The organism is Paenibacillus forsythiae T98, assembly GCF_000520735.1.
GTDB lineage: Bacteria > Bacillota > Bacilli > Paenibacillales > Paenibacillaceae > Paenibacillus_AQ > Paenibacillus_AQ forsythiae.
In genome coordinates this window covers 1-26,289 of sequence record NZ_ASSC01000697.1, presented here as the reverse complement: position 1 = coordinate 26,289, position 26,289 = coordinate 1, and the positions used below count along the sequence as shown (strand labels likewise).

Annotated in this window: 25 protein-coding genes; 9 read left to right on the top strand and 16 right to left on the bottom strand. The window is 50.3% G+C overall.

The features are described 5' to 3' along the window. Positions 1 to 79 precede the first annotated feature (79 nt). From L692_RS0121495 to L692_RS0121485, 3 genes are read right to left on the bottom strand one after another with little or no spacing between them, the layout of a single operon-like run. Positions 80 to 292 carry a DUF951 domain-containing protein gene (locus L692_RS0121495; protein ID WP_025702073.1) on the bottom strand — a complete coding sequence of 71 codons (213 nt, stop codon included), beginning with the start codon at positions 290 to 292 and terminating at the stop codon, positions 80 to 82. Continuing rightward, positions 282 to 1,340: a mechanosensitive ion channel family protein gene (locus L692_RS0121490; RefSeq protein WP_025702072.1), complete on the bottom strand. Its 1,059-nt coding sequence runs from the start codon at positions 1,338 to 1,340 to the stop codon at positions 282 to 284. The genes L692_RS0121495 and L692_RS0121490 overlap by 11 nt, the downstream gene beginning before the upstream one ends. 13 nt (positions 1,341 to 1,353) lie before the next feature. Continuing rightward, positions 1,354 to 1,611, bottom strand: coding sequence for a DUF3343 domain-containing protein (locus tag L692_RS0121485; RefSeq protein ID WP_025702071.1), 258 nt, complete (start codon positions 1,609 to 1,611; stop codon positions 1,354 to 1,356). A 112-nt stretch (positions 1,612 to 1,723) separates the two neighbouring features. Here L692_RS0121485 and yyaC point away from each other — a divergent pair, with 112 nt between their 5' ends. Next, positions 1,724 to 2,329 (top strand): spore protease YyaC, encoded by a 606-nt coding sequence (yyaC, locus tag L692_RS0121480; RefSeq protein WP_025702070.1) that lies wholly within the window; start codon positions 1,724 to 1,726, stop codon positions 2,327 to 2,329. Here the strand turns inward: yyaC and L692_RS0121475 are convergent. The 12 genes from L692_RS0121475 to rpmH form a co-directional block, all read right to left on the bottom strand. Further along, a complete protein-coding gene (locus L692_RS0121475) occupies positions 2,304 to 2,804 on the bottom strand; it encodes a DUF4446 family protein (protein ID WP_025702069.1) in 501 nt (166 codons plus the stop codon). The two genes, yyaC and L692_RS0121475, sit on opposite strands and share 26 nt — an antisense overlap. Before the next feature lie 21 nt (positions 2,805 to 2,825). Then, on the bottom strand, positions 2,826 to 3,989 hold the full coding sequence (locus L692_RS0121470; RefSeq protein WP_025702068.1) for an aminotransferase class V-fold PLP-dependent enzyme: 1,164 nt from the start codon (positions 3,987 to 3,989) through the stop codon (positions 2,826 to 2,828). A 105-nt stretch (positions 3,990 to 4,094) separates the two neighbouring features. Beyond that, a complete protein-coding gene (locus tag L692_RS0121465; protein WP_025702067.1) occupies positions 4,095 to 4,937 on the bottom strand; it encodes a ParB/RepB/Spo0J family partition protein in 843 nt (280 codons plus the stop codon). Continuing rightward, positions 4,930 to 5,691, bottom strand: a complete 762-nt coding sequence (locus tag L692_RS0121460) for a ParA family protein (protein ID WP_025702066.1) — start codon at positions 5,689 to 5,691, stop codon at positions 4,930 to 4,932. The genes L692_RS0121465 and L692_RS0121460 overlap by 8 nt, the downstream gene beginning before the upstream one ends. A gap of 150 nt (positions 5,692 to 5,841) precedes the next feature. Then, positions 5,842 to 6,657: a nucleoid occlusion protein gene (gene noc, locus L692_RS0121455; protein WP_025702065.1), complete on the bottom strand. Its 816-nt coding sequence runs from the start codon at positions 6,655 to 6,657 to the stop codon at positions 5,842 to 5,844. A gap of 731 nt (positions 6,658 to 7,388) precedes the next feature. Further along, positions 7,389 to 8,108, bottom strand: coding sequence for a 16S rRNA (guanine(527)-N(7))-methyltransferase RsmG (gene rsmG / locus L692_RS0121440; RefSeq protein ID WP_025702064.1), 720 nt, complete (start codon positions 8,106 to 8,108; stop codon positions 7,389 to 7,391). 8 nt (positions 8,109 to 8,116) lie between these two features. Then, on the bottom strand, positions 8,117 to 10,003 hold the full coding sequence (gene mnmG / locus L692_RS0121435; RefSeq protein WP_025702063.1) for a tRNA uridine-5-carboxymethylaminomethyl(34) synthesis enzyme MnmG: 1,887 nt from the start codon (positions 10,001 to 10,003) through the stop codon (positions 8,117 to 8,119). Positions 10,004 to 10,049: 46 nt separating this feature from the next. Next, on the bottom strand, positions 10,050 to 11,426 hold the full coding sequence (mnmE, locus tag L692_RS0121430) for a tRNA uridine-5-carboxymethylaminomethyl(34) synthesis GTPase MnmE (RefSeq protein WP_025702062.1): 1,377 nt from the start codon (positions 11,424 to 11,426) through the stop codon (positions 10,050 to 10,052). Between the two features lie 101 nt (positions 11,427 to 11,527). Continuing rightward, positions 11,528 to 12,262, bottom strand: a complete 735-nt coding sequence (gene jag / locus L692_RS0121425; protein WP_025702061.1) for an RNA-binding cell elongation regulator Jag/EloR — start codon at positions 12,260 to 12,262, stop codon at positions 11,528 to 11,530. Further along, positions 12,259 to 13,095 (bottom strand): YidC/Oxa1 family membrane protein insertase, encoded by an 837-nt coding sequence (locus tag L692_RS0121420; RefSeq protein WP_025702060.1) that lies wholly within the window; start codon positions 13,093 to 13,095, stop codon positions 12,259 to 12,261. Before L692_RS0121420 ends, jag begins: the two co-directional genes overlap by 4 nt. 85 nt (positions 13,096 to 13,180) lie before the next feature. After that, entirely contained in the window at positions 13,181 to 13,531 is a 351-nt protein-coding gene (rnpA, locus tag L692_RS0121415) for a ribonuclease P protein component (RefSeq protein ID WP_025702059.1), read from the bottom strand. 272 nt (positions 13,532 to 13,803) lie between these two features. Then, complete coding sequence (rpmH, locus tag L692_RS0121410) at positions 13,804 to 13,938, bottom strand: 50S ribosomal protein L34 (RefSeq protein WP_025337168.1); 135 nt, start codon at positions 13,936 to 13,938, stop codon at positions 13,804 to 13,806. A gap of 663 nt (positions 13,939 to 14,601) precedes the next feature. On the opposite strand from rpmH, the gene dnaA reads away from it, so the two are divergent. The 6 genes from dnaA to gyrB all read left to right on the top strand — a co-directional run bounded on the left by dnaA (position 14,602) and on the right by gyrB (position 20,908). Beyond that, positions 14,602 to 15,948 (top strand): chromosomal replication initiator protein DnaA, encoded by a 1,347-nt coding sequence (dnaA, locus tag L692_RS0121405; RefSeq protein WP_025702058.1) that lies wholly within the window; start codon positions 14,602 to 14,604, stop codon positions 15,946 to 15,948. 171 nt (positions 15,949 to 16,119) lie between these two features. Next, complete coding sequence (dnaN, locus tag L692_RS0121400; RefSeq protein ID WP_025702057.1) at positions 16,120 to 17,262, top strand: DNA polymerase III subunit beta; 1,143 nt, start codon at positions 16,120 to 16,122, stop codon at positions 17,260 to 17,262. A 47-nt stretch (positions 17,263 to 17,309) separates the two neighbouring features. Then, positions 17,310 to 17,537: a S4 domain-containing protein YaaA gene (gene yaaA, locus L692_RS0121395; protein WP_025702056.1), complete on the top strand. Its 228-nt coding sequence runs from the start codon at positions 17,310 to 17,312 to the stop codon at positions 17,535 to 17,537. Between the two features lie 32 nt (positions 17,538 to 17,569). Next, on the top strand, positions 17,570 to 18,688 hold the full coding sequence (recF, locus tag L692_RS0121390) for a DNA replication/repair protein RecF (protein ID WP_025702055.1): 1,119 nt from the start codon (positions 17,570 to 17,572) through the stop codon (positions 18,686 to 18,688). Positions 18,689 to 18,705: 17 nt separating this feature from the next. After that, positions 18,706 to 18,954 carry an extracellular matrix regulator RemB gene (gene remB, locus L692_RS0121385; protein WP_025702054.1) on the top strand — a complete coding sequence of 83 codons (249 nt, stop codon included), beginning with the start codon at positions 18,706 to 18,708 and terminating at the stop codon, positions 18,952 to 18,954. Between the two features lie 43 nt (positions 18,955 to 18,997). After that, positions 18,998 to 20,908: a DNA topoisomerase (ATP-hydrolyzing) subunit B gene (gyrB, locus tag L692_RS0121380; RefSeq protein WP_025702053.1), complete on the top strand. Its 1,911-nt coding sequence runs from the start codon at positions 18,998 to 19,000 to the stop codon at positions 20,906 to 20,908. A 134-nt stretch (positions 20,909 to 21,042) separates the two neighbouring features. Here the strand turns inward: gyrB and L692_RS0121375 are convergent, their stop codons facing one another. Next, the gene (locus tag L692_RS0121375) at positions 21,043 to 21,897 is read right to left on the bottom strand and encodes a YheC/YheD family protein (protein WP_025702052.1); all 855 of its coding nucleotides are present in this window, start codon (positions 21,895 to 21,897) and stop codon (positions 21,043 to 21,045) included. A 286-nt stretch (positions 21,898 to 22,183) separates the two neighbouring features. Between L692_RS0121375 and gyrA the strand changes: the two genes are divergently transcribed. Together gyrA and L692_RS0121365 are read left to right on the top strand one after the other, a co-directional pair. Continuing rightward, positions 22,184 to 24,712 (top strand): DNA gyrase subunit A, encoded by a 2,529-nt coding sequence (gyrA, locus tag L692_RS0121370; protein ID WP_025702051.1) that lies wholly within the window; start codon positions 22,184 to 22,186, stop codon positions 24,710 to 24,712. Positions 24,713 to 24,882: 170 nt separating this feature from the next. Then, complete coding sequence (locus tag L692_RS0121365) at positions 24,883 to 25,980, top strand: HD-GYP domain-containing protein (protein ID WP_025702050.1); 1,098 nt, start codon at positions 24,883 to 24,885, stop codon at positions 25,978 to 25,980. The last annotated feature ends 309 nt before the right edge of the window (positions 25,981 to 26,289 follow it).

Sequence of the window (26,289 nt, the reverse complement as noted above, 5' to 3'; positions counted from 1 at the left end):
CGAGTCAGCCCCCTTGGGCCTCTTGGGTACCTCTCCGCAGCAAGATTTATTATATCATTTTACGAGGGTAATTGCAAGCTTAATTATGATCTGTTTGTTGCTCAGCCGATCTAAGCACCTTTTTTAGATTCTTCTCAAATTTCGCCCGGGGAATCAGCACACTATGCTGGCAGCCCGTACACTTGATTCGGATATCCATCCCCATACGGATGATCTCCATTTCATTCGTTCCGCATGGATGGGGCTTCTTCATCTGCACGATATCCCCGAGCTGAAAGCTTTTACGTTCCATCAGGCTTCTCCCCTTTTTCCTTGGCTTCCCCGGCCGCCTGCTCCAGCAGTCCCGTTCTTGCAGCTTGGCGCGCGGTCTGCTGCTCCGAATGGGTCACAGACCGTTCCTCACCCTCCAACGTCTTCTCCGCTGCTTCCGCCTGTGCTTGTTCAGCAAGCTCCGCTTCCTTCAGCGCATGCTGGTCAAGCGCATTTTTGATATCGCTCTGGATCTGACGCTGGGCCGCTTCCCTTTTATTGGGCAGTGTGTTGGCCGTGACCCGGACCACATACTCAGAAGTGCTCATGGATTGAATGCCCAGGATGTTCGGAAAGGCCACGACATTATGGTTGCGTTCTTCAATGCCTTGAAGCGCCTGACGGATGAGAGTCAGCGTTTCTTCAAGATTCTGTTCGATTTTCACCGGAACATCGACAATAGCCAAGGCGTTAGCCATCGAGAAGTTCGTCACATTCGCTATAGTTCCGTTTGGAATGATATACATTTCGCCGCTACTGCCCAGCAGCTTGGTCGTGCGCAGCCCGATCATCTCCACGGTGCCTTTAAACGAGCCTGTTGAAATCACATCGCCTACCGCAAATTGATCCTCCAGTATAATGAAGAAGCCGGTGATCACATCCTTGACCAGGCTCTGCGCGCCAAAACCAATGGCAAGACCCAGCACACTTGCGCTGGCCAGCAGCGGAGCTAGCTTGAAATTAAACTCCGATAATATAATCAGAATCATGATGAAATTGCAGACAATCGTTACCGTATTTTTCAGCAGTTCGCCTACCGTTGAGAAGCGCCGCGTGTTAACCAGAATTCCTCTTTTGGACTTCCGCTCCAACGAACGATCAATAACGCCGTATACCACCTTAATGATTATCCGTGTCAGGACGAATAGAAAAATAATGCGCAGGCCCGCAAACAATACATTGGCCCACATATCGGCATCGGTCACCCAGTTCCATATTTTATCCCTGAAGTGAACCGCCTGATTTACCGCCTGATCCACCGTACCTTGCGGGGTCTCGGCATTCAGCAGCCAGCCATGCCAATAACTCATTCCCTCCTCCTCCTTACTCTGAAATTAGTTTGTACCCGCCTTCTATCTCGTCCCTGTCATAGATGCCACGGATTTCAATGGTCTCTTCCTTAATGATCTGTTCAACCTTGGCAAGCTCACGGCGAAAGAATTGGATCGACATCGCGCAGCCGGCGGTTATATCTTTTGGCGTCGGACAAGTATCAATCTCTATCTCGGCATACTCCAGCAGCATCTCGGCGCGCAGCGCCTGCTGGGTAGAATCAAACGCTATCAGCAGCTCATCGTTCATTGGTCACACTCCTCATAGGCTTCACGGCTCATCTCTTCTTCCTTAAGTATAAAACTGCCCTTCTATCCATATACTAGCTAGCATCAAGTAGAAATGCGGAAAGGAAGATTATATGTATTATTCCTCTAATCCAGCGCCATTGCAAGAAATGTCTTGTTTAAAAATATCACATACCGACCCTGAAATCTATTCTGCGATAATTCATCGGTTGCTATTCCATTTCTCCCGCGCCCGCGCAGGCGCCCAGATTGTGGTTGTCTGCATCGGCACTGATCGTTCGACCGGAGATGCTCTTGGACCACTTGTCGGCACCGCTCTGTCCCGCTTCCACAGCCCGCTGTTCTCTCTGTATGGAACGCTCGACAATCCGGTCCATGCCGTCAATCTGGAGGAGACGCTGAACCTGATCCGTGAGCGCCATGAGGAGCCTTATATCATTGGCATCGATGCCTGTCTTGGGCATTCCACAAGCGTCGGTTCGATTCAGGTCGTCGAAGGTCCTCTGCGCCCCGGAGCCGGCGTAAACAAACAACTGCCGCCGGTAGGCGATATCCATTTAACAGGAATCGTTAACGTCGGCGGCTTTATGGAATATTTCGTATTGCAGAACACACGGCTCAGCCTTGTCATGAAGCTATCGGAAATTATCGCTTCCAGCCTCTTTTCGGCCATGAAGCAGTGGCATACACACTCTAAATCCGCTGCAGCGCAAGAGTAATTACTTCCTGCTCCTCAGGGGACAACGGATATTGCGACACCCCTTCCTGAAGCGTCTTGGCGTAAATATAGGAATTATCGCGGCTGTGCAGGCTGGTCAGCACCATGCCGGTCCGGCGATCATCGAGAATTGCCAGCGAGAAACTGAGATCGTTCCCGCGCTCTCCAAATGCATTGTAGCGCTTCAGAGCCACATGTCCTTTTATGCTTTGCATTTTCAACTGAAGCGCTTCTAGAGCGGTCTTTTGCAGCTGCTGGGTTTCTTCCAGTTGGTCGTTCTGATTTTTCAAATCCACCAGCAGGCTTTCCAGATCTTCAATTCCCGTTCCCGACATCATAGCATTATATTTCCGCCGCATCGACCGCAGCTTGCCACCCTGTACGAGAACGAGGACGAATATCACTGCCAACAGAATAGCCATACCCGGAATTAACCATTGCAGTTGATCGCTTATAAATTGATTCATGTCTGACATCGATAAGACCGTCCTTTTTCTTTATCTGCTGCGCTGCCCGCCATAGAGCTCCTTCATTGCTTGCAGCATTATACCGACATCTTGTTCTGTCGTATCCACACCTACGCTCACTCTTACCGCGCCGCTCTGCAGCGTACCCGCCGCTTTATGCGCCAGCGGTGTGCAGTGCATCCCGGCCCGTACGGCAATGCCGTACTCCCTGTCCAGCCTGTGAGCAATTCCCGCAGACTCTTGGCCCTCTATGACAAACGAGAGCACCCCCGTACGCGGAGCGCCTACAGCCGGACCAAGGAATCTAAGCCCGGAAATATCCCTCATTCCTTCCATTAGGGATTGAACAAGCTTCCATTCATGCTTGCGTATATTTTCCGTACCCAGTGACTGCACTTTCTGCACACCTGCGAGCAGTCCGGCAATCCCCACTGTGTTTTGCGTCCCGGCTTCATATTTATCAGGCCTTACATTCGGCTGCTCGCTATACTCGGATTGGCTGCCAGTACCTCCATGCATAAGTGGCTCCAAATCCAGCTTCGGCGAGATATACAGCCCTCCTGTTCCCTGCGGTCCAAGCAGCCCCTTATGTCCAGGAAAGGCAAGCAGATCGATGTTCATCTTGCCTACATCAATATCCAATACACCGGCGCTTTGAGCCGCATCCACCAAAAATACCGCTCCATTTGATTTCGCTATATCCCCTATTTCCCCAATAGGCAAAATACTTCCAAGCAAATTGGAGCTATGGCTGCAAATAACCATTCTGGTATTGGGCTTGAATGCTTTATTCAATTCCTGCAGATCGATCTGCCCTTCCAGGTCGACCTGCAAATAGTCAACTTCAATCCCCTTGGTCCGCCGCAAATATTCCAGTGGACGCCGAACCGAATTATGCTCGGTCATCGTTGAGATCACATGATCCCCCGGGCGGAGTGTCCCTTGAATCGCTGTATTAAGCGACATTGTCGTATTATGAGTAAACGCGATGTCCTGCGCATTCGTTACGGCGAACAATTCCGCAAGCGCCATTCTCGCTCGAACCAATACTCTGCCGGTCCCCATAGCAAGTGAATAATTCCCTCTTCCCGCGTTGGCCCCTGCATGTTGCAGCGCGTCCATCATAGCTTGAACAACCTCCGCAGGTTTTGGCCATGAGGTTGCTGCGTGATCCAAATAGACAAATCCCTTCAAGTTCCCGCCCCCTTAAATTTTGAGCATCATGCTCTATCGTGCAAAAAACATATCCATCATTATCCTTTACGGATAGATCAGGATATGTTTTCCAGACATTAATCATTAATTCCCGAGCAGTTCCAGCAGACGTTCCAAATCCTGAGCACTATAATAATTCAGTTCAATTTTACCCTTATCCTTGCCTTGTTTAATTTTCACCGTTGTCTTAAACCGTTCACGCAAAATTTCTTCCACGTTATCAATATAAGGATCTCGTTTAACAATTTTGGCCTTTACTACACCTGACGGTTTGCGATCCAGGTTCTTCACCGCTTCTTCCAGTTCCCTTACACTCCATTGCTGATCTACACATTGTTTGGCAATCTGCTTGATGAGTTCCGGTTCCTTCAAGCCTACAATGGCACGCGCATGCCCCATCGAAATTGTTCCACGTGAAACAAATTCCTTCACTTCTTCCGGAAGTGTCAGCAGCCGCAAAAAGTTGGCAATATGGGAACGGGATTTACCAACCTTTAAGGACAGTTCCTCCTGTGTAAGTGAAAATTGATCCATCAGTCCCTGATAGGCAACGGCTACTTCCATCGCATTCAAATTTTCCCGCTGCAGATTTTCGATCAGTGCGATCTCCATAACCTGCTGATCGCTAAAGCTGCGGACAACAGCTGGAATGGTTGCCTTCCCGCAGTACTGCGAAGCGCGAAATCTGCGTTCGCCAGCGATAATCTCATAGCCTTTAAGTACGCTTCGCACAATAATCGGCTGAATCACACCATGCTGCCGAATGGATTCGGCCAACTCCTGAATGCTCTCTTCATTGAAGTCTTTTCGTGGCTGGTAAGGATTGGCGCGTAGCTGTGAAAGGGGGATTTCTACTACTTTATCATCTTCATTTATGGACAAGGAAGGGATTAAGGCATCCAGTCCTTTACCCAAACGCTTACTCATAAGATAACACTTCCTTTGCCAACTCATAATACACTTCCGCACCTTTGGAGCGCCGATCATAAGTGATAATGGATTGTCCGTGAGATGGCGCTTCGCTTAGCCTGATATTGCGCGGAATAATCGTTCGGTACACTTTTTCCTGAAAATACTTCTTCACTTCTTCAATAACCTGTATCCCGAGATTGGTCCGGGCATCGAGCATTGTCAGCAGAACTCCCTCAATTTGCAAATAGGGATTTAAATTCTTCTGCACCAACCTGACTGTATTTAAGAGCTGACTCAAGCCTTCCAGCGCGTAATACTCACATTGAATAGGAATAATAACGGAGTCGGCCGCAGTCAGCGAATTAATCGTCAGAATGCCCAGAGACGGCGGACAATCGATAATAATATAATCATAATTCTGCTTCACAAGACCAAGCGCTTTCTTGAGCCGCAATTCCCTTGATATCGTCGATACCAGCTCAATTTCCGCGCCTGCCAGCTGAATAGTAGCCGGTATGATATGAAGGCCTTCGATCTTGGTCTCTTGAATGGCTTCATGCGGAGGAATGTCATCAATGAGAATATTATAGATGCAGTTCGCCACATCCGCTTTATTTATGCCTACGCCGCTTGTGGTGTTACCCTGCGGATCAATGTCAACAAGCAGTACCCTTTTGCCCAAAGTAGCCAAACCGGCCCCCAGGTTAACAGAAGTCGTTGTTTTACCGACACCGCCTTTTTGATTTGCTATGGCAATAATTTTGGACACTTATTTCACCTCGAATAGTTGGGAAAATCTTGTAGTCATTTCACATTGATGAGATAGATTACATTTCCGTCTTGAGAAAATCATACAACGCCAGACAAGTCGCAGAAAAGGCGGCCATCACCTCAGGGCCGCCTTCAGCTATGCATCACTTTATCTTTTTGGAATTTGGATTACAATCTCATAATGGTCGCCATGATCCTTCTCAGAAGTCTTGATTTCCATGCCTGAACCGGTAACCATATCAATCGATTGACGAATGGTATTAAGCGCCAACCGGACATCTTTTGTATATGAGATTCGTTTTGTCTTTTTCACCTTGGAAGCTTCCTTATAGAAAGCAATTCGCGCTTCGGTCTGCTTTACATTCAGCCCTTTGGAAATAATCTCTCCGAGCACTTTAAGCTGCATTTCCTCGTTATCCAGCGATAACAGAGAGCGGGCATGTCTTTCCGTAATCTTCCTTTCCATCAAAGCGGCTTTAACTTCCTCCGGCAGCTGAAGCAGCCGAATCTTGTTGGCAATGGTGGATTGGCTTTTGCCGAGCCGCTGCGCGAGACTCTCCTGGGTCAATTGATGCAAATCAATCAGCTTCTGATAAGCAACCGCTTCTTCAATGGAAGTAAGATTCTCCCGCTGCAAATTCTCAATCAAGGCAATGGAAGCCGCCTGTGAATTGTTGAAGTCGCGAATGATTGCCGGGATATTCTCCATGCCCAGTTTCTTGACCGCTCGCCAGCGCCGCTCCCCCGCAATGATTTCATACTGAGAATCTTTCATACGGACGACAATCGGCTGAATAACGCCATGAGTCTTGATAGTCTGGCATAGCTCATCAATCTTCTCATCATCAAAAATCGTACGAGGCTGATAAGGACTGCTGATTACTGCATTGACCGGGATTTGCTTGATTTCTTCTCCGCTGCTCCGCTCGGTAAACCCAAACAGTCTGGTGAATTGTTCTTTCATTCCGTTCATTACCACCTAATTTCATTATAGTACGATCTTGACCTTGAATCGGAAACACAATCGTACAAATCAAAAAACTTTATGCGGTTCAGGCACAACTCAGCACTATGCCGGTCGAAATGCTCCTCTAAAAAGTCTTGAATTGGACGAATGACTGAGAGAGGCTCAATTCGGTTCAGCGTCATATTGCCACAAGAATGAAAAAACATCAACGTGCCAGCGGCGCCTCTTGCACCGTATTGCTACTATATTATTCTATCACTTTTCCGTCCATAATCCTATTCTTCGTAGGGACCTATTTTCCTTCTTCCGTCCCCCGTTTTAGCTGCGGGAATGTTTAAACCTTCGCCCGCTGACCATCTCCGGTGTCCCTGATTTACAAGCCCCAGCGCGGATAATAATCGGAGACATAGCAGGCTCTCGAAACGAGCTTTACGGAGAAAGCTTTTGGAAGCTTGCTCTTGCCCACAACTCCAAACCCTTCCTCTTGTCCTTGCCGTGATGTCATTTTTCAAGTCCAACTTACCTCATTATGTAGAAAAGCCGACCGACTCCGATTCTTCACTTCCCCTTTGCTCTTCACAAATGAATTTCAAAGCATTCTCATGCTCAATCAATCCAGTTAAAAATAGTGAGAATAACCCCCTTATAATTTGCATAGGGCCGCCTCCCATAAGGAAGACGGCCCTGGAGAACCCAAACCCTGACTCCAAATGTTTCACGTGAAACATTTAGAGAAGCGGGCTTTTGGCGGGTATTCCCGCTTTGCGTGGATATTTAACCGGTGTCACACCAGTTTTGCGTATAATAACGATGTGCCGCGCTGAATCTTCAATAGGTAAACTGAACGATTCCACCTTTTCCAGCTGACCCCGCAGTTCTTTAAGACTGAGCTTGGATTCGCTTAGCTCCTCGGCAGGATCGTTGCCTTTCATAGCGGCAAAAATCCCATCCTTACGGACAAAAGGCAAGCAGAACTCATTCAGCAAAGCCATTCTTGCAACCGCGCGCGCCGTTACCAGATCATAGCTATCCCGATGTGATGCCTGCCTGGCAATATCCTCGGCCCGCCCATGAATCAGCTCGACTCCTTCCAGCTTCAGCTCATTGCAGACATGCTGTAGAAAAGAGATACGCTTACTCAGCGAATCAACAATAGTCAGCTTTAGATGAGGGAAAGCAATTTTAAGCGGTATGCCGGGGAATCCCGCCCCCGAACCAATATCTGCCATTCGTTCAACTTCGGTTATATCTATGAAGAAAGCAAGCGACAAGGAGTCGTAAAAATGCTTCGTGTATACCTGCTCCCGCTCGGTAATCCCTGTAAGATTCATCTTTTCATTCCAGCTAACAAGCTCCCGGTAATAACCTTCAAACTGGTCCAGCATGGAGGAGATTGAAATCCCCTTCTCTTCCAGCCGCCGGGCAAATTGATCTTGAACGGTATCCATAGCGTTTCTTATCCTTTCGCAGCGGTCACCCGGTTATAGTGCTCCAAGTGAACCAGTAGGATCGAAATATCGGCTGGTGTTACGCCGGAGATCCGGGAGGCCTGGCCGATGGAGATCGGACGGATCTTCGCCAGCTTTTGCCGGGCTTCAATAGCCAATCCATGGATGTCGCTGTAATCGATATCCTCCGGAAGCTTTTTCTGCTCCATCTTTTGCAGCCGCTCCACATGCTGAAGCTGCTTGTCAATATAACCGGCATATTTAATTTGAATTTCGACCTGCTCCTTCATCTCCGCATCCAGAGCGACCGGCGGCGGAGAAATCCGCTCCACAAAGGTATAATCCACTTCCGGCCGGCGCATCAGGATAAGGAGATTGCTGCCATCAACGATGGGCGCTGATCCTTTTTCCTCCAAAGCAGCATTCACTTCGGATGGCTTCACCTTGGTGTCCTGCAATCTTTGAATTTCCTGCTCCACCTTCTGCTTCTTGTCCATAAAGGCCGCATAGCGCTCTTCGGAAATCAGTCCGATTTCATGGCCAATCGCGGTCAGGCGCAGATCGGCATTGTCGTGGCGAAGCAGCAGACGATACTCTGCCCGGGAAGTAAGCAGACGGTAGGGTTCGTTCGTCCCCTTGGTTACAAGGTCGTCAATCAGTACACCGATATAGCCCTGCGACCGATCCAGAATAACCGGTGCTTTGCTCTGCGCCTTGCGGGCGGCATTAATTCCCGCCATCACACCTTGGCCCGCGGCTTCCTCGTATCCGGACGTGCCATTGATCTGACCTGCGGTGAACAGACCTGGCAGACGCTTCGTCTCCAGGCTCGGCCACAGCTGCGTAGGCACCATGGCATCATATTCAATGGCGTACCCGTTGCGCATCATTTCTACCTTTTCCAGCCCCGGAATCGAGCGTAGAATGGAGAGCTGCACATCCTCGGGCAAGCTGGTGGACAGGCCCTGAACATAGTACTCCGCAGTGTTTTTTCCTTCCGGTTCAAGAAAAATCTGGTGCTTCGGCTTGTCGCTGAAACGAACTACCTTATCCTCGATGGATGGACAATAACGCGGTCCTGTTCCTTCAATAATACCGGTAAACATCGGGGCGCGGTGCAGATTATTTTTAATAATGGCATGAGTCTCCTCCGAGGTATAGGTCAGCCAGCAAGGAAGCTGCTCGTTACCTGACGATTTCGTCTCATACGAGAAGAACTTAGGGTGCTCATCACCAGGCTGGATTTCTGTCTTGGAGAAGTCAATCGTATCCTTGTGCACGCGCGGCGGCGTACCGGTCTTGAAGCGCACCAGCTCAAAGCCCAGCTCACGCAGATGCTCCGATAGCTTGATCGAGGGCTGCTGATTGTTCGGACCGCTCTCGTACGTGGTCTCGCCCATGATTACCTTTCCCCGGAGATACGTGCCCGTAGTCAGAATAACCGCCTTACTGCGGTAAATTGTCCCCGTCTTGGTCACAACTCCGACGCAAACGCCATTCTCCACAACGAGCCGCTCCACCATTCCCTGACGCAGCGTCAGATTAGGCGTCTTCTCCATCGTTTCCTTCATGGTATGCTGATACAGAAACTTGTCGGCCTGGGCGCGAAGCGCGTGTACAGCCGGTCCCTTTCCGGTATTCAGCATACGAAGCTGAATGAAAGTTTTATCAATATTACGGCCCATTTCACCGCCCAAAGCATCGATTTCACGCACAACATGACCCTTCGCCGGCCCTCCGATCGACGGGTTGCAGGGCATGAACGCGATCATGTCCAAATTGATCGTCACCATCAAGGTGCTGCAGCCCATCCGCGCAGCGGCAAGGGCGGCCTCGCAGCCCGCGTGGCCCGCACCGATGACGATCACGTCATAGCTTCCTCCTTCATAACTCATTACATTTCCTCCTTTATATTAAACACGGCGCTCTCGGCCATGCGTCTTATTTTCCTAAGCAAAACTGTGAAAAAATCTGGTCAAGCAGCGAATCAGCCGCCGTATCGCCGACAATCTCTCCGAGCTGTTCCCAGGCAAGCCGGACGTCAATCTGGATCATGTCGATCGGCACCAGCTGTTCCGCTGCCTCATAGGCATCCTGAAGCGACTTATGCGCTTGCTTCAACAGCGCGATATGACGCACATTGCTGACATAGGTTAAATCGCCGGAGTCCAGCTTTCCTCCAAAGAAGAGCCCCGAGATGGCTTCTTCCAGCAGGTCGAGGCCTTCCTCTTTCAGCACGGACATGGAGACAATCGCAGATTCATCGAAATATTGCAGTAGCACACTTTTGTCCAATTGCGACGGTAAGTCCATTTTATTCATGATACATAAAACTTGTCTACCGTGGATTTGTTCCATTAAAGTTAATTCATCCTCATGCAGAGGCTCGCCTGCATTCAGCACAAGCAGAATAAGATCTGCCTCGCCGACGGCGGCTTTGGACCGTTCGACGCCAATTTTCTCCACTACGTCCATCGTTTCACGGATACCGGCTGTGTCCAGCAGCTTGAGCGGAATATTGTTAATCGTAACGAACTCTTCAATGACGTCCCGCGTCGTTCCGGGGATGTCCGTTACAATCGCCTTGTTTTCTTGCGCCAGCGCGTTAAGCAGCGAGGATTTCCCTACATTGGGGCGGCCGACAATGGCGGTTGTAATGCCTTCGCGCAAAATTTTTCCCTGAGTCGCCGTCTTAAGCAGCCGGTCAATCCCTTCCATCACTTCACGGCTCTTGTCTTTGATATACTCGGCCGTCAGCAGCTCCACATCATGCTCCGGGTAGTCGATATTCACCTCAATGTGGGCGAGCAGCTCCAGCAGACTTTGTCTGAGACTCCCGATCCGCTGTGACAATGACCCTTTCACCTGCTTCAATGCGACGGAAAAAGCACGATCCGACTTGGAGCGAATGAGGTCAATGACCGCCTCCGCCTGGGACAAATCGATTCGGCCGCCAAGAAATGCCCGCTTGGTAAATTCCCCTGGCTCCGCCAGGCGGATCTGCTGCTGGAGCAGGACATCCATCACTCTTCGCACCGAGATGACGCCCCCATGCGTACTAATCTCCACCACATCTTCAGTCGTAAAAGACCGCGGCGCCCTCATAACAGTGACAAGCACCTCTTCCATAATCTCGCCATTGCCGGGGCTAACGATATGTCCATAGTGAACGGTATGGCTCTCGCTTTCCGTCAGCGGAATCCGGCTACGGAACAAAGGCGCCACCTGCGTAATGCTGTCCGGTCCGCTTACCCGGATAATGGCAATGCCTCCCTCTCCTACCGCCGTCGAAACGGCGGCGATTGTATCACTGAGCATGCTTACCTTCACCTTTCCTAATGATATAATCAAGCATCCTGTATACGTTAAAAAAACAATGACCCCTTTACAGTGTCAAGGAGTCATTGCGGCTATATTCTCTACTTCAATGTAATAACAACACGGCGGTTCGGCTCTTCGCCCTTGCTGTGGGTGTTCACCTGCCGGTGATCCTGAAGTCTGGAGTGGATAATCTTCCGCTCCTGCGACGACATAGGCTCCAGCACAACTTCCTTGCGGGTACGAACGACCCTGCCCGCCAGGCGGTCCGCCAAATCCTCAAGCGTCTTCTTGCGCCGTTCCCGGAAATTCTCCGCATCCAGCACAAGACGGATAAAGCTGTCGGAATAACGATTGGCTACAATATTCACCAAATATTGCAAAGCATCGAGAGTTTGTCCTCTTCTGCCAATCAACAGTCCCAAATCCGGACCGGAGATTTGCAGGGTATCTGCATCCTTGGCGCGAATGACCTCCACCTCTACGTGGAGTCCCATGCTCCGGGCGACATCCACAATGAAACGAATGGCCTCCTGATAAGCTTCCTCTACCGGTTTCCCGGAATCCTGGCGGGGCGCGCCCCCGATCGCCTCTTGTCTCGTCTCTGTTTCATTCTGCTGAGGCAGTGAAGGAGCACTCGCCGCTGGCACCGGTGCAGGCTCAGGCAGTAAAGTCAGCTCTACCTTCGCATTCTTCGCACCGATCAATCCCAGGAATCCTTTTGAGGGCTGTTCAAGCACGGTGACCGTAACTTTATCCTTTTCGGCCGCCAGCTGGGCAAGTCCGCGCTTTACAGCTTCTTCAATGGTTTTCCCTGTCGCGACGACTTTGTTCATTTCGACTTTTTGGCCTCCTTCAACTTCGCTCCCTTGCCGTTGCTGTCAGCACCAGCGTCTGCCGTTTGGGGAGTACCTTGTCCACGGTACAGGAAATAGTTCTGACCGATGGTGTACAAATTGCTGAATACCCAATAAAGCGGCAATGCGGAAGGGAAGTTGTAAGACATAATAAAGATCAGAACCGGATAGACCATCAGCATGAACTGCATCGGGCCTTGCTGCTGCATCGGGTTCATCGACGACATCATCTTTGTTTGCAGGAATGTCGTTATCGCGGCAAGCGCCGGCAGGATGAACAGATGGTCGGGTTTCCCCAGCTCCAGCCAAAGGAACGAATGCTCCCGCAGATGGGGATTGTAATAAATCGAGTTGTATAGAGCAATAAAGATCGGCATTTGTACGATCAGCGGCAGACAGCCGGCCATCGGATTGACCTTGTTCTCCTGGAACAGCCGCATCGTTTCCTGCTGAACCTTTTCGGGATTGTCTTTATATTTTTTCTGGATTTTTTGCAGCTCGGGTTGAATGGCCTGCATCGCCCGTGAGCTCTTCACCTGCTTCATCGTCAGCGGAAGGATGAGCGTACGGACAATAATCACCATTACAAGGACGGCCAGAGCATACTCGCCGTTGAACCATTTGGCAAAGGTCTCAAGCGCCAGAGCAAAGTAATAAACGACATTACTCTGCCAAAAGCCCCCATTCTTCAAATCCTCCGTCGTATGCGTAACCGTGGCCGATTGACCGCAGCCTGACAGGACAGCCACCATCATGACCATTGCCGCGATGAGGAGAAGCCATTTTCCTCGTTTAGTCTTCAATAGAGACACTTCATAACCCCTCTCTTAAACATTCCATTGCACCGTAAATCATACCATAATTATGAAGACAAATAAACAAGCCTCGCCGTCCCATCTATTTGCGCGAAGCCTTGAGCAGCCTGGCTTTGCGCAGCACATGCAGCACGCTTTTTTCAAGCTCCGCGTAGCTCATGTCCAGCGCCCCTTTTCTGACGATGAACACCATATCCAGGCCGCTTGCGATCTCGGCTTCATGATGGCGCACAATCTCCTTCACCAGTCTTCGCATCCGGTTGCGGACAACGGCGTTGCCAACCTTTTTGCTGACCGATACGCCGACCCGGAACCGCTCGACCTGCTTTCGGCTGAACCAGTACACCACAAACTGATGGTTCGCAAACGACTTCCCATGTCTGTATACGCGGCTGAAATCGGCGCGGTTTCGTAAACGCAAGCTTTTATGCACGGGAATCTCCTTGTTTCAAAGGGCGGTAAGGCCCTCCAAAATTTTTCTTCTTATTATATTATAGTCACCCTGGGAGTTCATTAAACGAGGGCGACGAGGGCGGCAACAGACTTAAAGCGCAATTCGTTATTCCCCCTGTTATGCAAGAAGAAACGGCTAAGCCGTTCTCTAAGGAACGGTACCCGTTTCTCGCAGACATATAAGAGGATAAGCGCGCAGCTTATCCTCTTATATGTAAAAAAAGACCACCGCAGTGGTCTTGTTGGCCTGACTTACGCACTCAGAACTTTTCTGCCTTTCAGGCGGCGGGCAGCCAGCACTTTGCGGCCGTTTTTCGTGCTCATTCTTGCGCGAAACCCGTGCACCTTCTTGCGCTTGCTCACATTCGGTTTGAACGTCGGTCTCATGTATTGCACCTCCCTTGCAGGAACTTAATGGACTGTCTATAAACGGCATGGCCGTCCCGGTAGGACAGTATCTACAAGAACATCATTTTCATTGATCTGAGAAGATACCTCACAGAAAACACCTTTATACATTAAAGCATAAAGCGGACGCAAAAGTCAACCGGAATCCAGCTTCTCTCTTCAAGGCTCAACAACATTTTATCCACAGCGCACAAAGCAAAATGAATCATCCACAATCCTTCAAAGTTATCCACCTGTGCCCAACAAGCGACGAAAAACTCCCCGCCACATGGACAACCTGTGTATAAAAAAATAAATGTCTGCCGGATCATGTCGAATACTGAACAAATTATCAACAATATGTAGTATTGTGACTATCAATTATACACAAGTGGTTGAATTTGTGGATAAAATCCATGGGTTCATTGAAAATCAAGGGGAGTTTTGCTATGATGGTATTACTTTTGATTGTGAATAGATTTGAATGTCCTCCATATTATCAACAAGTTGTGGATAAAGTTGTGAACAATTCAAGTTTATCCATATTTTTTTGTCTTCTCTTCCTGCGTATTGGGGATAATATTATCCCATCACCATATTTTCTTCGATATTTCCACTTCATGGCTTTAGCCACATTTGGAAGATTTAAAGGAGTGACAGTGTGTGGACAGCCATACTTCCGAACTATGGCAGCAGATTTTATCGATTATTCAGACCAAATTGAGCAAGCCAAGTTTCGACACGTGGTTTAAGGCGACCAAAGCGATCTCCTTCAGCTCCCAGACGCTCATTATTTCGGCGCCAACCACCTTCGCTGTCGAATGGCTTGAGAGCAGGTATACGAAGCTGGTCGGAGCTACGGTTCTTGAAGTCACCGGAAAGCAGGTGGACGTCAAGTTTGTTATAGAAGAGAACAAGCCTGCGGAGCCTCTTGTGCAGATTTCGCCCGGGCCTCCGGCTGTATCCCGCGAAGAAGCCCAGACGCATATGCTGAATCCGAAATATACGTTCGACACCTTTGTCATCGGTTCGGGCAACCGGTTCGCCCACGCGGCCTCGCTGGCCGTGGCCGAGGACCCGGCCAAAGCCTACAATCCCTTGTTCCTGTATGGCGGGGTTGGACTTGGCAAAACCCATCTGATGCACGCGATCGGACATTATATTCTGGAGCACAAGCCGAGCAATAAGGTCATTTATATCTCGTCCGAGAAATTTACCAATGAGTTCATCAATTCCATCCGCGACAACCGCGGGGAGAGCTTTCGCAACAAATACCGCAATGTCGATATTCTGCTGATCGATGATATTCAATTCCTGGCGGGCAAAGAATCGACGCAGGAGGAATTTTTCCATACGTTCAATGCGCTTCACGAGGAGCGCAAGCAAATTATCATTTCGAGCGACCGGCCGCCGAAGGAAATTCCGACCCTGGAGGAGAGGCTGCGTTCCCGGTTTGAGTGGGGACTGATAACGGACATTCAGCCGCCGGATCTGGAAACGAGAATTGCGATTTTGCGCAAGAAGGCCAAAGCCGAGAACCTTGACATTCCAAATGAAGCGATGATGTATATCGCCAACCAGATCGATACGAACATTCGTGAGCTGGAGGGCGCCCTCATCCGGGTTGTCGCCTATTCTTCGCTGACCAACCAGGACGTGACAACGCATTTGGCAGCCGAGGCGCTGAAGGACATCATCCCGTCCAGCCGGCCGAAGATGATTACCATTCAGGATATTCAGCAAAAGGTGGGCGAATATTACAACCTGCGGCTGGAAGATTTCAAAGCGCGCAAACGGACGAAAGCCGTCGCTTTTCCAAGGCAGATTGCCATGTATCTCTCCCGCGAGCTGACCGATTACTCACTGCCCAAGATTGGCGAAGCCTTCGGAGGCCGGGACCATACGACCGTTATTCATGCCCATGAAAAAATAAGCCAATCCATCAAGGTCGATCAAGAGCTGTACAAAGTGGTCAACAATATTTCCGAAAAAATTAAAAATCCTTCTTAAGCAGAAGAAATAAACAAGCCTATACACAATCTATTCACATGTGCGTAGGCTTAATTTTATGCGGCCAGGGCAACTTATCCACATATTCAGCGCCCCTACTACTAATACTATTTAAAATATTTAAACAATCTTCATCTAACGCTTCGCCATCTTTCAGCTAGGAGTGAAACTATGAAAATCAACATTCTTAAAAATGAACTTAACGAATCCATCCAACACGTATCCAAAGCGATATCCAGCAGAACAACGATTCCCATTCTGACCGGTATCAAGCTGGAAGTCAGCCACCAGGGCGTTACACTAACCGCAAGCGACACGGATATTTCCATCCAATCGTTCATTCCTGCGGAAAATGACAGCACCCAGATTGTCAAAGTCGAACAACCGGGAAGCGTAGTGCTTCCTGCCAAATTTTTTGTGGAAATTATTAAGAAGCTGCCTTCCTCGGAAATTCAAATGGAGGTCAAGGGAGGCTTTCAGACTTATATTTCAGCCGGAGCGACGGAGATCCAAATGGTCGGCCTTGATCCGGAGGAATTTCCCGTCCTGCCAAACATCGAGGGTAATGAAACCATCTCCTTGCCCGGTGATTTGCTGAAGGAAATGATCAAGCAAACGGCTTTTTCCATCTCGAACCAGGAGACAACGCCGATATTAACAGGTATACTATGGAATCTGCACGACGGAGAGTTCAAGTTTACGGCGACGGACCGCCACCGGCTCGCGACAAGAGCCGCCAGGCTGGAAGGAACGGATGGCATCCATTTCGGCAATGTTGTCATCGCAGGCAAAACACTGAATGAGCTCAGCAAAATCATTCCCGATCAGAACATGCTCGTCGATATCGTTGTAGCCGACAATCAGGTGCTTTTCAAGCTGGACCGGGTGCTTTTTTACACGCGCATCCTCGACGGCATTTATCCTGATACTTCTAGAATTATTCCAAGTGTCTACAAAACAGAACTGACCTTGGACACAAAAAAATTGAGCGAGTCCATCGACCGGGCTTATTTGCTGTCCCGAGAGGAAAAGACGAATATCGTCCGCTTGCAGACGCTGGAATATGGGGGCATCGAAATTTCTTCAAGCTCTTCGGAACTGGGCAAAGTCCGGGAAGAGCTTGAAGTCATTGATTTCAAGGGAGACCCGCTGAAAATCTCGTTCAACTCCAAATATATGCTGGATGTGCTGAAGGTTGTCGACAGCGAGCAGCTGACGATCGCTTTTACCGGCATGATGAGCCCGATTATTCTGAAGCCGCTGGATGAAAGCAAATCCCTGTACGTCATATTGCCTTATCGCACGACCAACTAATGCCGCAATACTCCCTTGTGGATAAATGGGCGGAGAGGAAAGAAGTTATGAAAAAAATAGTTATCCACAGTGGATATATTAAACTCGATCAATTTTTGAAGCTCTCGGATTGTGTATCCACAGGCGGGATGGCAAAGGCTCTTCTTCAGGAGGGCCTTGTGCTTGTGAACGGAGAACCGGAGGATCGCCGGGGCAGAAAGCTGTACCCGGGTGATAAAGTCGAAGTAACGGGAGAAGGGCTGTTCGAGGTAACGGGCGGAGAACAACAAGAATAGTCAGCCGTACCCTGCATGGGAGGAACGCTTTCGTGTTTGTTAACAAAATCAGCCTGCGGCATTACCGCAACTACGGATCGCTGCTGCTTGAGGGCCTCGGAGATGTCAATCTGATCCTCGGACAGAATGCCCAGGGCAAGACGAATCTCGTTGAGGCGCTCTATTGCCTGGCGATGACCAAGAGCCACCGGACCTCCAAGGACCGCGAGCTGATCTCGTTTGACGCTCCGGACGGCGCGGCTCATATCGAGGCAGAGCTTCAGCGGAAATACGGAAATTTGAAGCTTGAGCTGACACTGTCCCCGCAGGGGAAGAAGGCAAAAATTAACAGCCTGGAGCAGCGGCGCCTGAGCGAATTTGTCGGTTCGCTGAATGTTGTCATGTTCGCGCCGGAGGATCTGGAGATCGTCAAGGGAACGCCCGGCGTCCGGCGCCGTTTTTTGGATATGGAAATCGGCCAGGTTCAGCCAAGCTATCTCTTTCATCTGCAGCAGTATCAGAAGGTGCTCCTGCAACGAAGCAATCTGCTCAAGCAGCTATGGGCCAAAAACGGGGCGGGAGCGGATATGCTGGAAATATGGGATGCCCAGCTTGCGGAGCATGGTGTTAAAATCGTTAAAAAAAGGAAACAATTCATAAAGAAGCTGCAAATATGGGCAGAAGAGATTCACAAAGGGATTACAAACGGCGGCGAAGAGCTGAAATTAAGGTATGTTCCTTCTTTTGGAGAGCGTGAGGAGGAAGATGAAGCTGTCTTATTGAACAATTTTATGTTAAAGTTATCACAAACACGTGAACAGGAAATCCGGCGAGGAATGACGCTGACAGGTCCCCATCGGGACGATCTGTCCTTTTTTATCAACGGCAGGGAAGCCTCCGTCTACGGCTCGCAGGGGCAGCAGCGCACAACCGCCCTTTCGCTTAAGCTGGCCGAAATTGAATTGATCCATGAAGAAATTGGGGAATATCCCGTCCTGCTGCTTGACGATGTTCTGTCCGAGCTTGATCCGTACCGTCAAACGCAGCTGATCGAAACATTTCAAAGCAAAGTCCAGACTTTCATTACGGCCACCGGAATTGAAAGCCTGAATACCGATAAATTAAAAGGTGCAATCCAGTATCGCGTCCACAGCGGGATCATAGAGTCTTAAATGAGCGGAGGAAGACCATGTATATTCATTTGGGCGGGGAAAAGATTATCCGGTCTTCAGAACTAATTGCCATATTCGATATTTCGATTGAGAAATCCTCCAAGCAGTCTAAACAGTTCGTAGCCGCCGCTTTGAATGACAAAAGACTGGAGCGCATCGGAGAAGAAGAAGCCAAATCCATAGTCGTTACTCAGAACGTTGTGTATTATTCCCCTATTTCTTCTTCCACACTCAAGAAAAGATCCAGAATGCTGCTTGAAAGCTGAGGCTCATGCGGGCAGTGATAATCTGAAAGAAGTAGGTGAAGGCATGTCAATGAATCAACCGACATATGATGAGAGCCAGATTCAGGTGCTTGAAGGGCTGGAAGCGGTCCGTAAGCGTCCGGGCATGTACATTGGTTCAACCAGCGTAAAGGGCTTGCACCATCTCGTATGGGAAGTTGTCGATAATAGCATCGACGAGGCGCTGGCCGGTTATTGCGACAAAATCCAGGTTATTGTGCATGAAGACAACAGCGTCACCGTCATCGATAACGGACGCGGAATTCCTGTCGGAGAGAACACGAAGCTGAAGAAATCGACGCTTGAAGTCGTCATGACCGTTCTGCACGCGGGAGGCAAGTTCGGCGGCGGCGGATATAAAGTATCGGGCGGCTTGCACGGGGTAGGCATTTCAGTCGTGAACGCACTCTCGGAAAAGGTTGTAGTCACCGTCAAGCGCGAGGGACACGCATACCAGCAGGAATACCGCCGGGGCGTGCCTCAATATGATATAAGGACCATCGGCGATACCGATGAAACGGGTACCAAGACCACTTTCCTTCCCGACCCGGAGATTTTTACCGAAACGACCGTTTATGACTATAATACGCTGCTTACCCGGATTCGCGAGCTGGCCTTCCTGAACAAGGGGATCGAGATTTCCCTTACGGATGAGCGAACCGGCGCCTCAAGCACCTTCAAATATGACGGCGGTATTATCGAATACGTGAAGTATCTAAACGAGAAAAAAGAAGTGCTGCACGAGGAGCCCATTTATGTCGGCGGTTCCCGCGACATGATTCAGGTCGAGGTTGCCCTCCAGTACAATGATTCATACACCGAGAATATTTATTCCTTCGCCAATAACATTCATACCCATGAGGGCGGCACGCATGAATCCGGATTCAAGAGCGCCTTGACGCGGATTATCAACGATTATGCACGCAAGAGCGGCGTCATCAAGGACAACAGCTCCAATCTGACCGGAGACGATGTCCGTGAAGGATTGACGGCAATCATTTCCGTGAAGATTCCCGAGCCGCAGTTCGAAGGCCAGACGAAGACAAAGCTCGGCAACAGCGAGGTTCGCGGAATTGTGGAATCGCTGTTTGGCGAGAAGCTGCAGGAATTCCTTGAGGAGAATCCGGCGATTTCCCGCCGTGTGCTGGAGAAGTCGCTGCAGGCCTCCCGCGCGCGGGAAGCAGCGCGCAAAGCCCGCGAGCTGACGCGGCGCAAGAGCGCCCTTGAGGTCAGCTCGCTGCCCGGCAAGCTGGCGGACTGCTCGTCCAAGGACGCTTCTATCAGCGAGCTGTTCATCGTCGAAGGCGACTCCGCCGGCGGATCGGCCAAGCAGGGGCGCGACCGGCACTTTCAGGCGATCTTGCCGCTGCGCGGCAAAATTCTGAACGTGGAGAAGGCGCGTTTGGACCGTATCTTGTCCAATACCGAAATCCGCGCGATTATTACCGCTCTGGGAACGGGCATCGGGGATGACTTCGATTTGTCCAGGGCCCGTTACCATAAGGTTGTCATCATGACGGATGCGGATGTTGACGGCGCCCATATCCGTACCCTGCTGCTGACCTTCTTTTATCGATATATGCGTAAAATTGTCGAAGCCGGCTTTATCTATATCGCCCAGCCGCCGCTGTTCAAAGTGGAGCGCAACAAGGTTGTGCGTTACGCAGGCTCTGAGCCTGAGCGCGATGAGATTATCGCTTCCTTCGGTGAGAACGCGAAGTACAACATTCAGCGCTATAAGGGTCTTGGCGAGATGAACGCCACACAGCTTTGGGAGACGACGATGGACCCTGAGAGCCGCAGCATGCTGCAGGTGACTATTGAAGACGCCATTCTGGCCGACAGCATTTTCGACACCTTGATGGGAGATAATGTGGAGCCGCGGCGCGATTTTATCCAGGAGCATGCCAAGTCGGTCAAAAATCTGGATATTTAATAACGGTGTACTGGCCGGTGCCAGCATCCACCTGTCAGCAGCCTCCGGTTGCCGCCCAGCGGGCGAGCGGCCCGGGGCTGCTTTTTACGTAAGGCGGATGATGATGTGGACAAGTTAAGGATTAACGGCCACGTTCAAGCTTTACGGCTTGAGGACAGGCCCGTTTTGCCAAAGCCGGCACGGCCGTAGGCGGTGGCGTAACGCCGGATTTTTCGGTAAATGGATTTGTCTTCAAACATTTTAAACGCAATGAGAGAAGGCAGCGTATTGACCTCAAGAATCCATAGATCGTGATGATCGTCTATGGCGACATCCAGGCCGATTTCCTTCATGCCCGGAAAGGCTGTCTCCAGCTGGCGTCCGGTATCTACACCAAGATTTTTCAGATGGGAGATCGTTGCCAGGCGCTCGTTAGGATTCATGTGTTCCCCCAGCAGTGATTCGGCAGTTAACACCCGGCCTCCGTTATGATAATTGGTCACAATTTTCTGCGGAGCGGCCACTCTGCCGAGCAGTCCGGTCGTTTCCCAGCGGCCCCCGGGATTTTTTTGGACAAGCACACGCAGATCAAACGGCCGTCTCTTGTGGTTCAACAGACTGATTCCTTTTTGAATCAAATACAAACGTCCCTTGGTCCTTTCGTATATGGCCTGATGCAGCTCCTCAATTGAACGATACGCCTGGGCTTTAGTGCCATAACGGAGAATGTACATGATACTGGCGGGGCGGCTTTCTTCTTTTTCCATGTGTTCAACGGACTTTTCCATGCCGCTGGGGGTCAAGTTCAAGCTTCGGCGTTCTGCACGCATGACTCCGCTTCCGTAAGTTCCGCGGTCCGGTTTGATATAGACGGTCTCATGCAGGCCAAGCATCTCGCTGAGCGCGGCAGAATCATATTTGCGGGTATCGGGAATGTAAGGCGTCAAGGTGCGGTTAAGCAGAATGACTTCGGTCTTGGCCCATTTGCTGGGAACCCGTTGAATTCTCATGTTGCTCCTCCTTTACACTGTTGAAATATAAGGACAAGTGTTCTAAACAATGGTATAATCGAAGGATATGGGATGATCTCTTGGGCGATGTTATGGAGCGGTTGGGCAGTGTGAACTCCATACATTCTATGAGCCGTTATAATATGCGGACAGGGCTAATACCCGGGTACCGGGCAAGAAAATCTTTTAAATGAACGCTATAAACAGTACGTTTAATTGTGCTGGTTTTGTGAAAGGAATATAATTAAGGGTAGCGGTTTTTTAACTGAAGGAGGTCCAGCAATTCATGGCTGAACAAAATAACCCGCAAATCAGGGATCAGGATATCGGTGTGGAAATGCGCGATTCCTTCATGGCCTACGCGATGAGCATCATTGTAAGCCGGGCTTTGCCGGACGTACGGGATGGGCTCAAGCCGGTGCACCGGCGCATTTTGTTTGCGATGTCGGAGCTTGGTATGTCACCGGATAAGCCGTATAAGAAATCGGCAAGAATCGTCGGTGAAGTCATCGGCAAATATCATCCGCACGGCGATTCGGCCGTTTATGAGACGATGGTCCGGATGGCTCAGGATTTTTCTATGCGATACATGCTGGTTGACGGGCATGGCAACTTCGGCTCGATTGATGGAGATATGGCGGCCGCGATGCGGTATACGGAAGCCAGACTATCTAAGATTGCCATGGAAATGCTGCGCGATCTGAACAAGGAAACGGTCGATTTTATACCCAACTATGACGGAGAAGAGCATGAACCGGCGGTTCTGCCTTCCCGTTTTCCGAATCTGCTGGTCAATGGGGTATCCGGTATCGCCGTAGGGATGGCTACCAATATTCCGCCGCATAATTTAGGCGAGGTCATTGACGGCGTACAGGCTATGATCCGCAACCCCGAAATTGGGCCGATGGAGCTCATGGAATATATCAAGGGGCCGGATTTTCCGACAGCTGGATATATTTTGGGCCGCGAAGGCATCCGCCAGGCGTACCAGACGGGCCGCGGCTCGGTAACGATGCGCGCGAAGGCTCTGATCGAGGAAGAGAATAACGGCAAGGCGCGGATCGTTGTCAACGAGCTGCCTTATCAGGTTAACAAAGCACGCTTGGTGGAGAAAATCGCCGAGCTGGTGCGCGAGAAGCGGATTGACGGCATCACCGATCTGCGGGATGAGTCGGATCGCAACGGCATGCGCATCGTTATCGAAGTGAGACGGGATGTTAACGCGAATGTCGTGCTTAACAATCTGTACAAGCATACTTCAATGCAGTCTACATTCGGTATCAATATGCTGGCCATTGTCGGCAACGAGCCGAAGGTGCTGAATCTTCGGGACGTGCTGTACCATTATTTGCAGCATCAGATCGAGGTTATCCGCCGCCGGACGGAATTCGAACTGAAGAAGGCGGAGGCCCGGGCGCATATTCTGGAAGGATTGCGCATCGCGCTTGATAACCTGGATGAAGTTATCGCGCTGATCCGCGCTTCGCGTACGGTTGATATTGCGCGCGAAGGCTTGATTGAGACCTTTAGTCTCAGCACCGAGCAGGCACAGGCGATTCTGGATATGCGGATGCAGCGCCTGACCGGCCTGGAACGCGACAAGATCGAGAACGAGTACAACGAGCTGCTCGCCAAAATAGCCGAGTACAAGGCCATTCTGGCTGACGAATCGCTTGTGCTCGAAATTATCAGCAAGGAATTGCAGGAGCTGCGAGACCGGTATTCTGATGAGCGGCGGACCGAGATCACCATCGGAGAAGAGAGCATTCTTGATGAGGATCTTATCCCGCGCGAAGAGGTCGTTGTTACCGTTTCGCACACCGGCTACATCAAGCGGCTTCCGGTAAGCACTTACCGCAGTCAAAAACGCGGCGGCCGAGGCGTAGTGGGCATGGACACGAAGGATGAGGATTTCGTCGAACATCTCTTCGTCAGCAATTCCCATAACTATCTGATGTTCTTTACCGATAAAGGCAAGGTATACCGGATCAAGGCGTACGAGATTCCGGAGCTTGGCCGGACTGCGCGCGGAACGCCGATTATTAATCTGCTCCAGATTGAGCAGGGAGAGAAGATCAGCGCCGTCATCCAGATCGAGGAAGCCGACAGTGATAAATATCTGTTCTTTGCCACCCGTGAAGGAATTGTGAAAAAGACGCCGCTTGAGGATTACAACAACATCCGTAAAGGCGGGCTGATCGCCATCAATCTGCGGGAGGATGACGAGCTGATTGATGTGAAGCTTACCGACGGCAAGCAAAAGCTTATTTTGGGCACGACGGACGGAATGTCCATCACCTTCTCGGAGGAGGATGTCCGTTCTATGGGCCGAAGCGCAACAGGCGTCAAAGGCATTACCCTGGACGAAGGCGATCATGTTATCGGCATGGATTGCATTGATCAGGAGTTGGATGTGCTTATCGTAACTTCTAAGGGCTACGGCAAACGTACGCCCGCCGGAGATTACCGCCTGCAGACGCGCGGAGGCAAGGGGATCAAGACCATCAACCTGACGGAAAAGAACGGCCCTGTGGTCAGCCTCAAGGTCGTTAAGCAGGAAGAGGATCTGATGATCATCACGACGGGCGGAACCCTGATCCGGATGAGTATGGACGGCATCTCGACCATGGGGCGCTATGCGCAGGGCGTGAAGCTGATCAATATCCGCGATGAGGATGCCGTGTCTACCGTCTGCCGCACCGACAAGAGTGAGGACGAAGATGAAAGCATACTGTCCGATGAAACCGCGGAAATCAATGGGGCTGCGGACTCTGCCGGAACTGACGGGGAAGATGACGGAGAAGCTTTGGAATAGGAAAAAGTAAAGAGAGCGCTGCGGGTTCATTACCGGTGGGTGCTCTCTTTTTTTGACTGAATTCCTTCTTTGGCGTCCTTTTAGACTAGTCGCTTGTCCATATCCATAATATAATTAGGTAAATAGTACCTATTTGTTAGGAATAGCGGGAAAGTAAAGGGGCTGAATGTATGACGAGCATATCGGTGGCGGAAGTAAAGCCGGGTTCGAAAGTGAGTAAGGACGTCATTACGCCTTTAGGGGGCGTGTTATTTGTTAAAGGAACAATACTGCTGCCGCGCGATATGGAGATTCTGGAGGCTTTTCTGATTCAGCAGGTGGATATTGAAGGCTCCGAGGAGGAGGTTCAAGCCCTCGAACAGGCAAAAGCTCCCTCTATAACTGCGGCTAAATCCGGAGCGGTCATTACAGCCGCTGCGCTGGCCAGGAGCGGTTCCGAGCTGCACGAGGAGTACGACAAGATGCTGGCGCTTATCAAAAAATGTTACAGCCTGGCCGACGCTGAGGTTCTGCCGATCTATGAGCTGCGAAGCTGCCTGGAGGCTATGATCGCCCATATCAAGGATTACCATGTGCTCAATTATTCCCCGCGTACGCTGAGCGAGCAGGATTACATTTATCATAACGCCGTGCTGTCCGCGCTTACCTCGTATAAGATTGCCCAGTGGTGCGGCTATCCGCAGAAAGAGTGGCTGCAAGTGGCCTTTGCCGGTCTGCTGCATGATATCGGAAATGCGAAGATTGACAGCTCGATCATGCAGAAGCCCCAGCCGCTTACGATGACCGAGAGAAATGAAGTGCGCAAGCACACGACATACGGATATCAGATTTTGCGAAAAGTAACGGCTATTAACGAGGGAGTCCGGCTCGCGGCTCTGCAGCATCATGAGAAAATCGACGGATCGGGTTATCCGCTCCGGCTGCGGGGAAGCCAGATTCATATATACGCGAAGATCGTCGCTGTGGCGGATATTTTCCATGCAATGACACTGGAGCGGATCTATAAAAAGGCGCAGTCGCCCTATCTCGTTCTGGAGGAAATTCAAAAAGAAGGATTCGGCCAACTCGAACCGTCAATTGTACAGACCTTCATACACAAGACGACGGAATTGCACAATGGAACGAAGGTGCGTCTAAACGATGGCCGGCAGGGGGAAATCATCTTCTCCGATCGGAGCAATCCTACACGCCCTTTGGTAAACGTAGAGGGCAAAATGATTAATTTGGCACATTCGCGTCAGCTGTATATTCAGGAGATTTTAACGTAAGGTGGAATTTTAAAATACGAATTGTGCTGCGAATACATCGCCTCTTGGAAGGTGCTTGGTTGGCCTGGAGGGAATGTGGCTTGCCACTGATGCCAGTTGGCGGGTTTGCGTACTGCGCAGAGCCCGCCTATTTTTATGGGCTGCGGCTGTGGCTTCAAAGCGGCCGGGAGCGATAGGACCTCACGAATCTCTCATATTGCTAGAGCCCAGCACCGCTGTTCAATCGCCAGATGAATAACTATTTTTAAAAAAACTATTGCAATATTTCGATATTCATGGTATATTCTAATTCCGGCCAAGAAATACGAG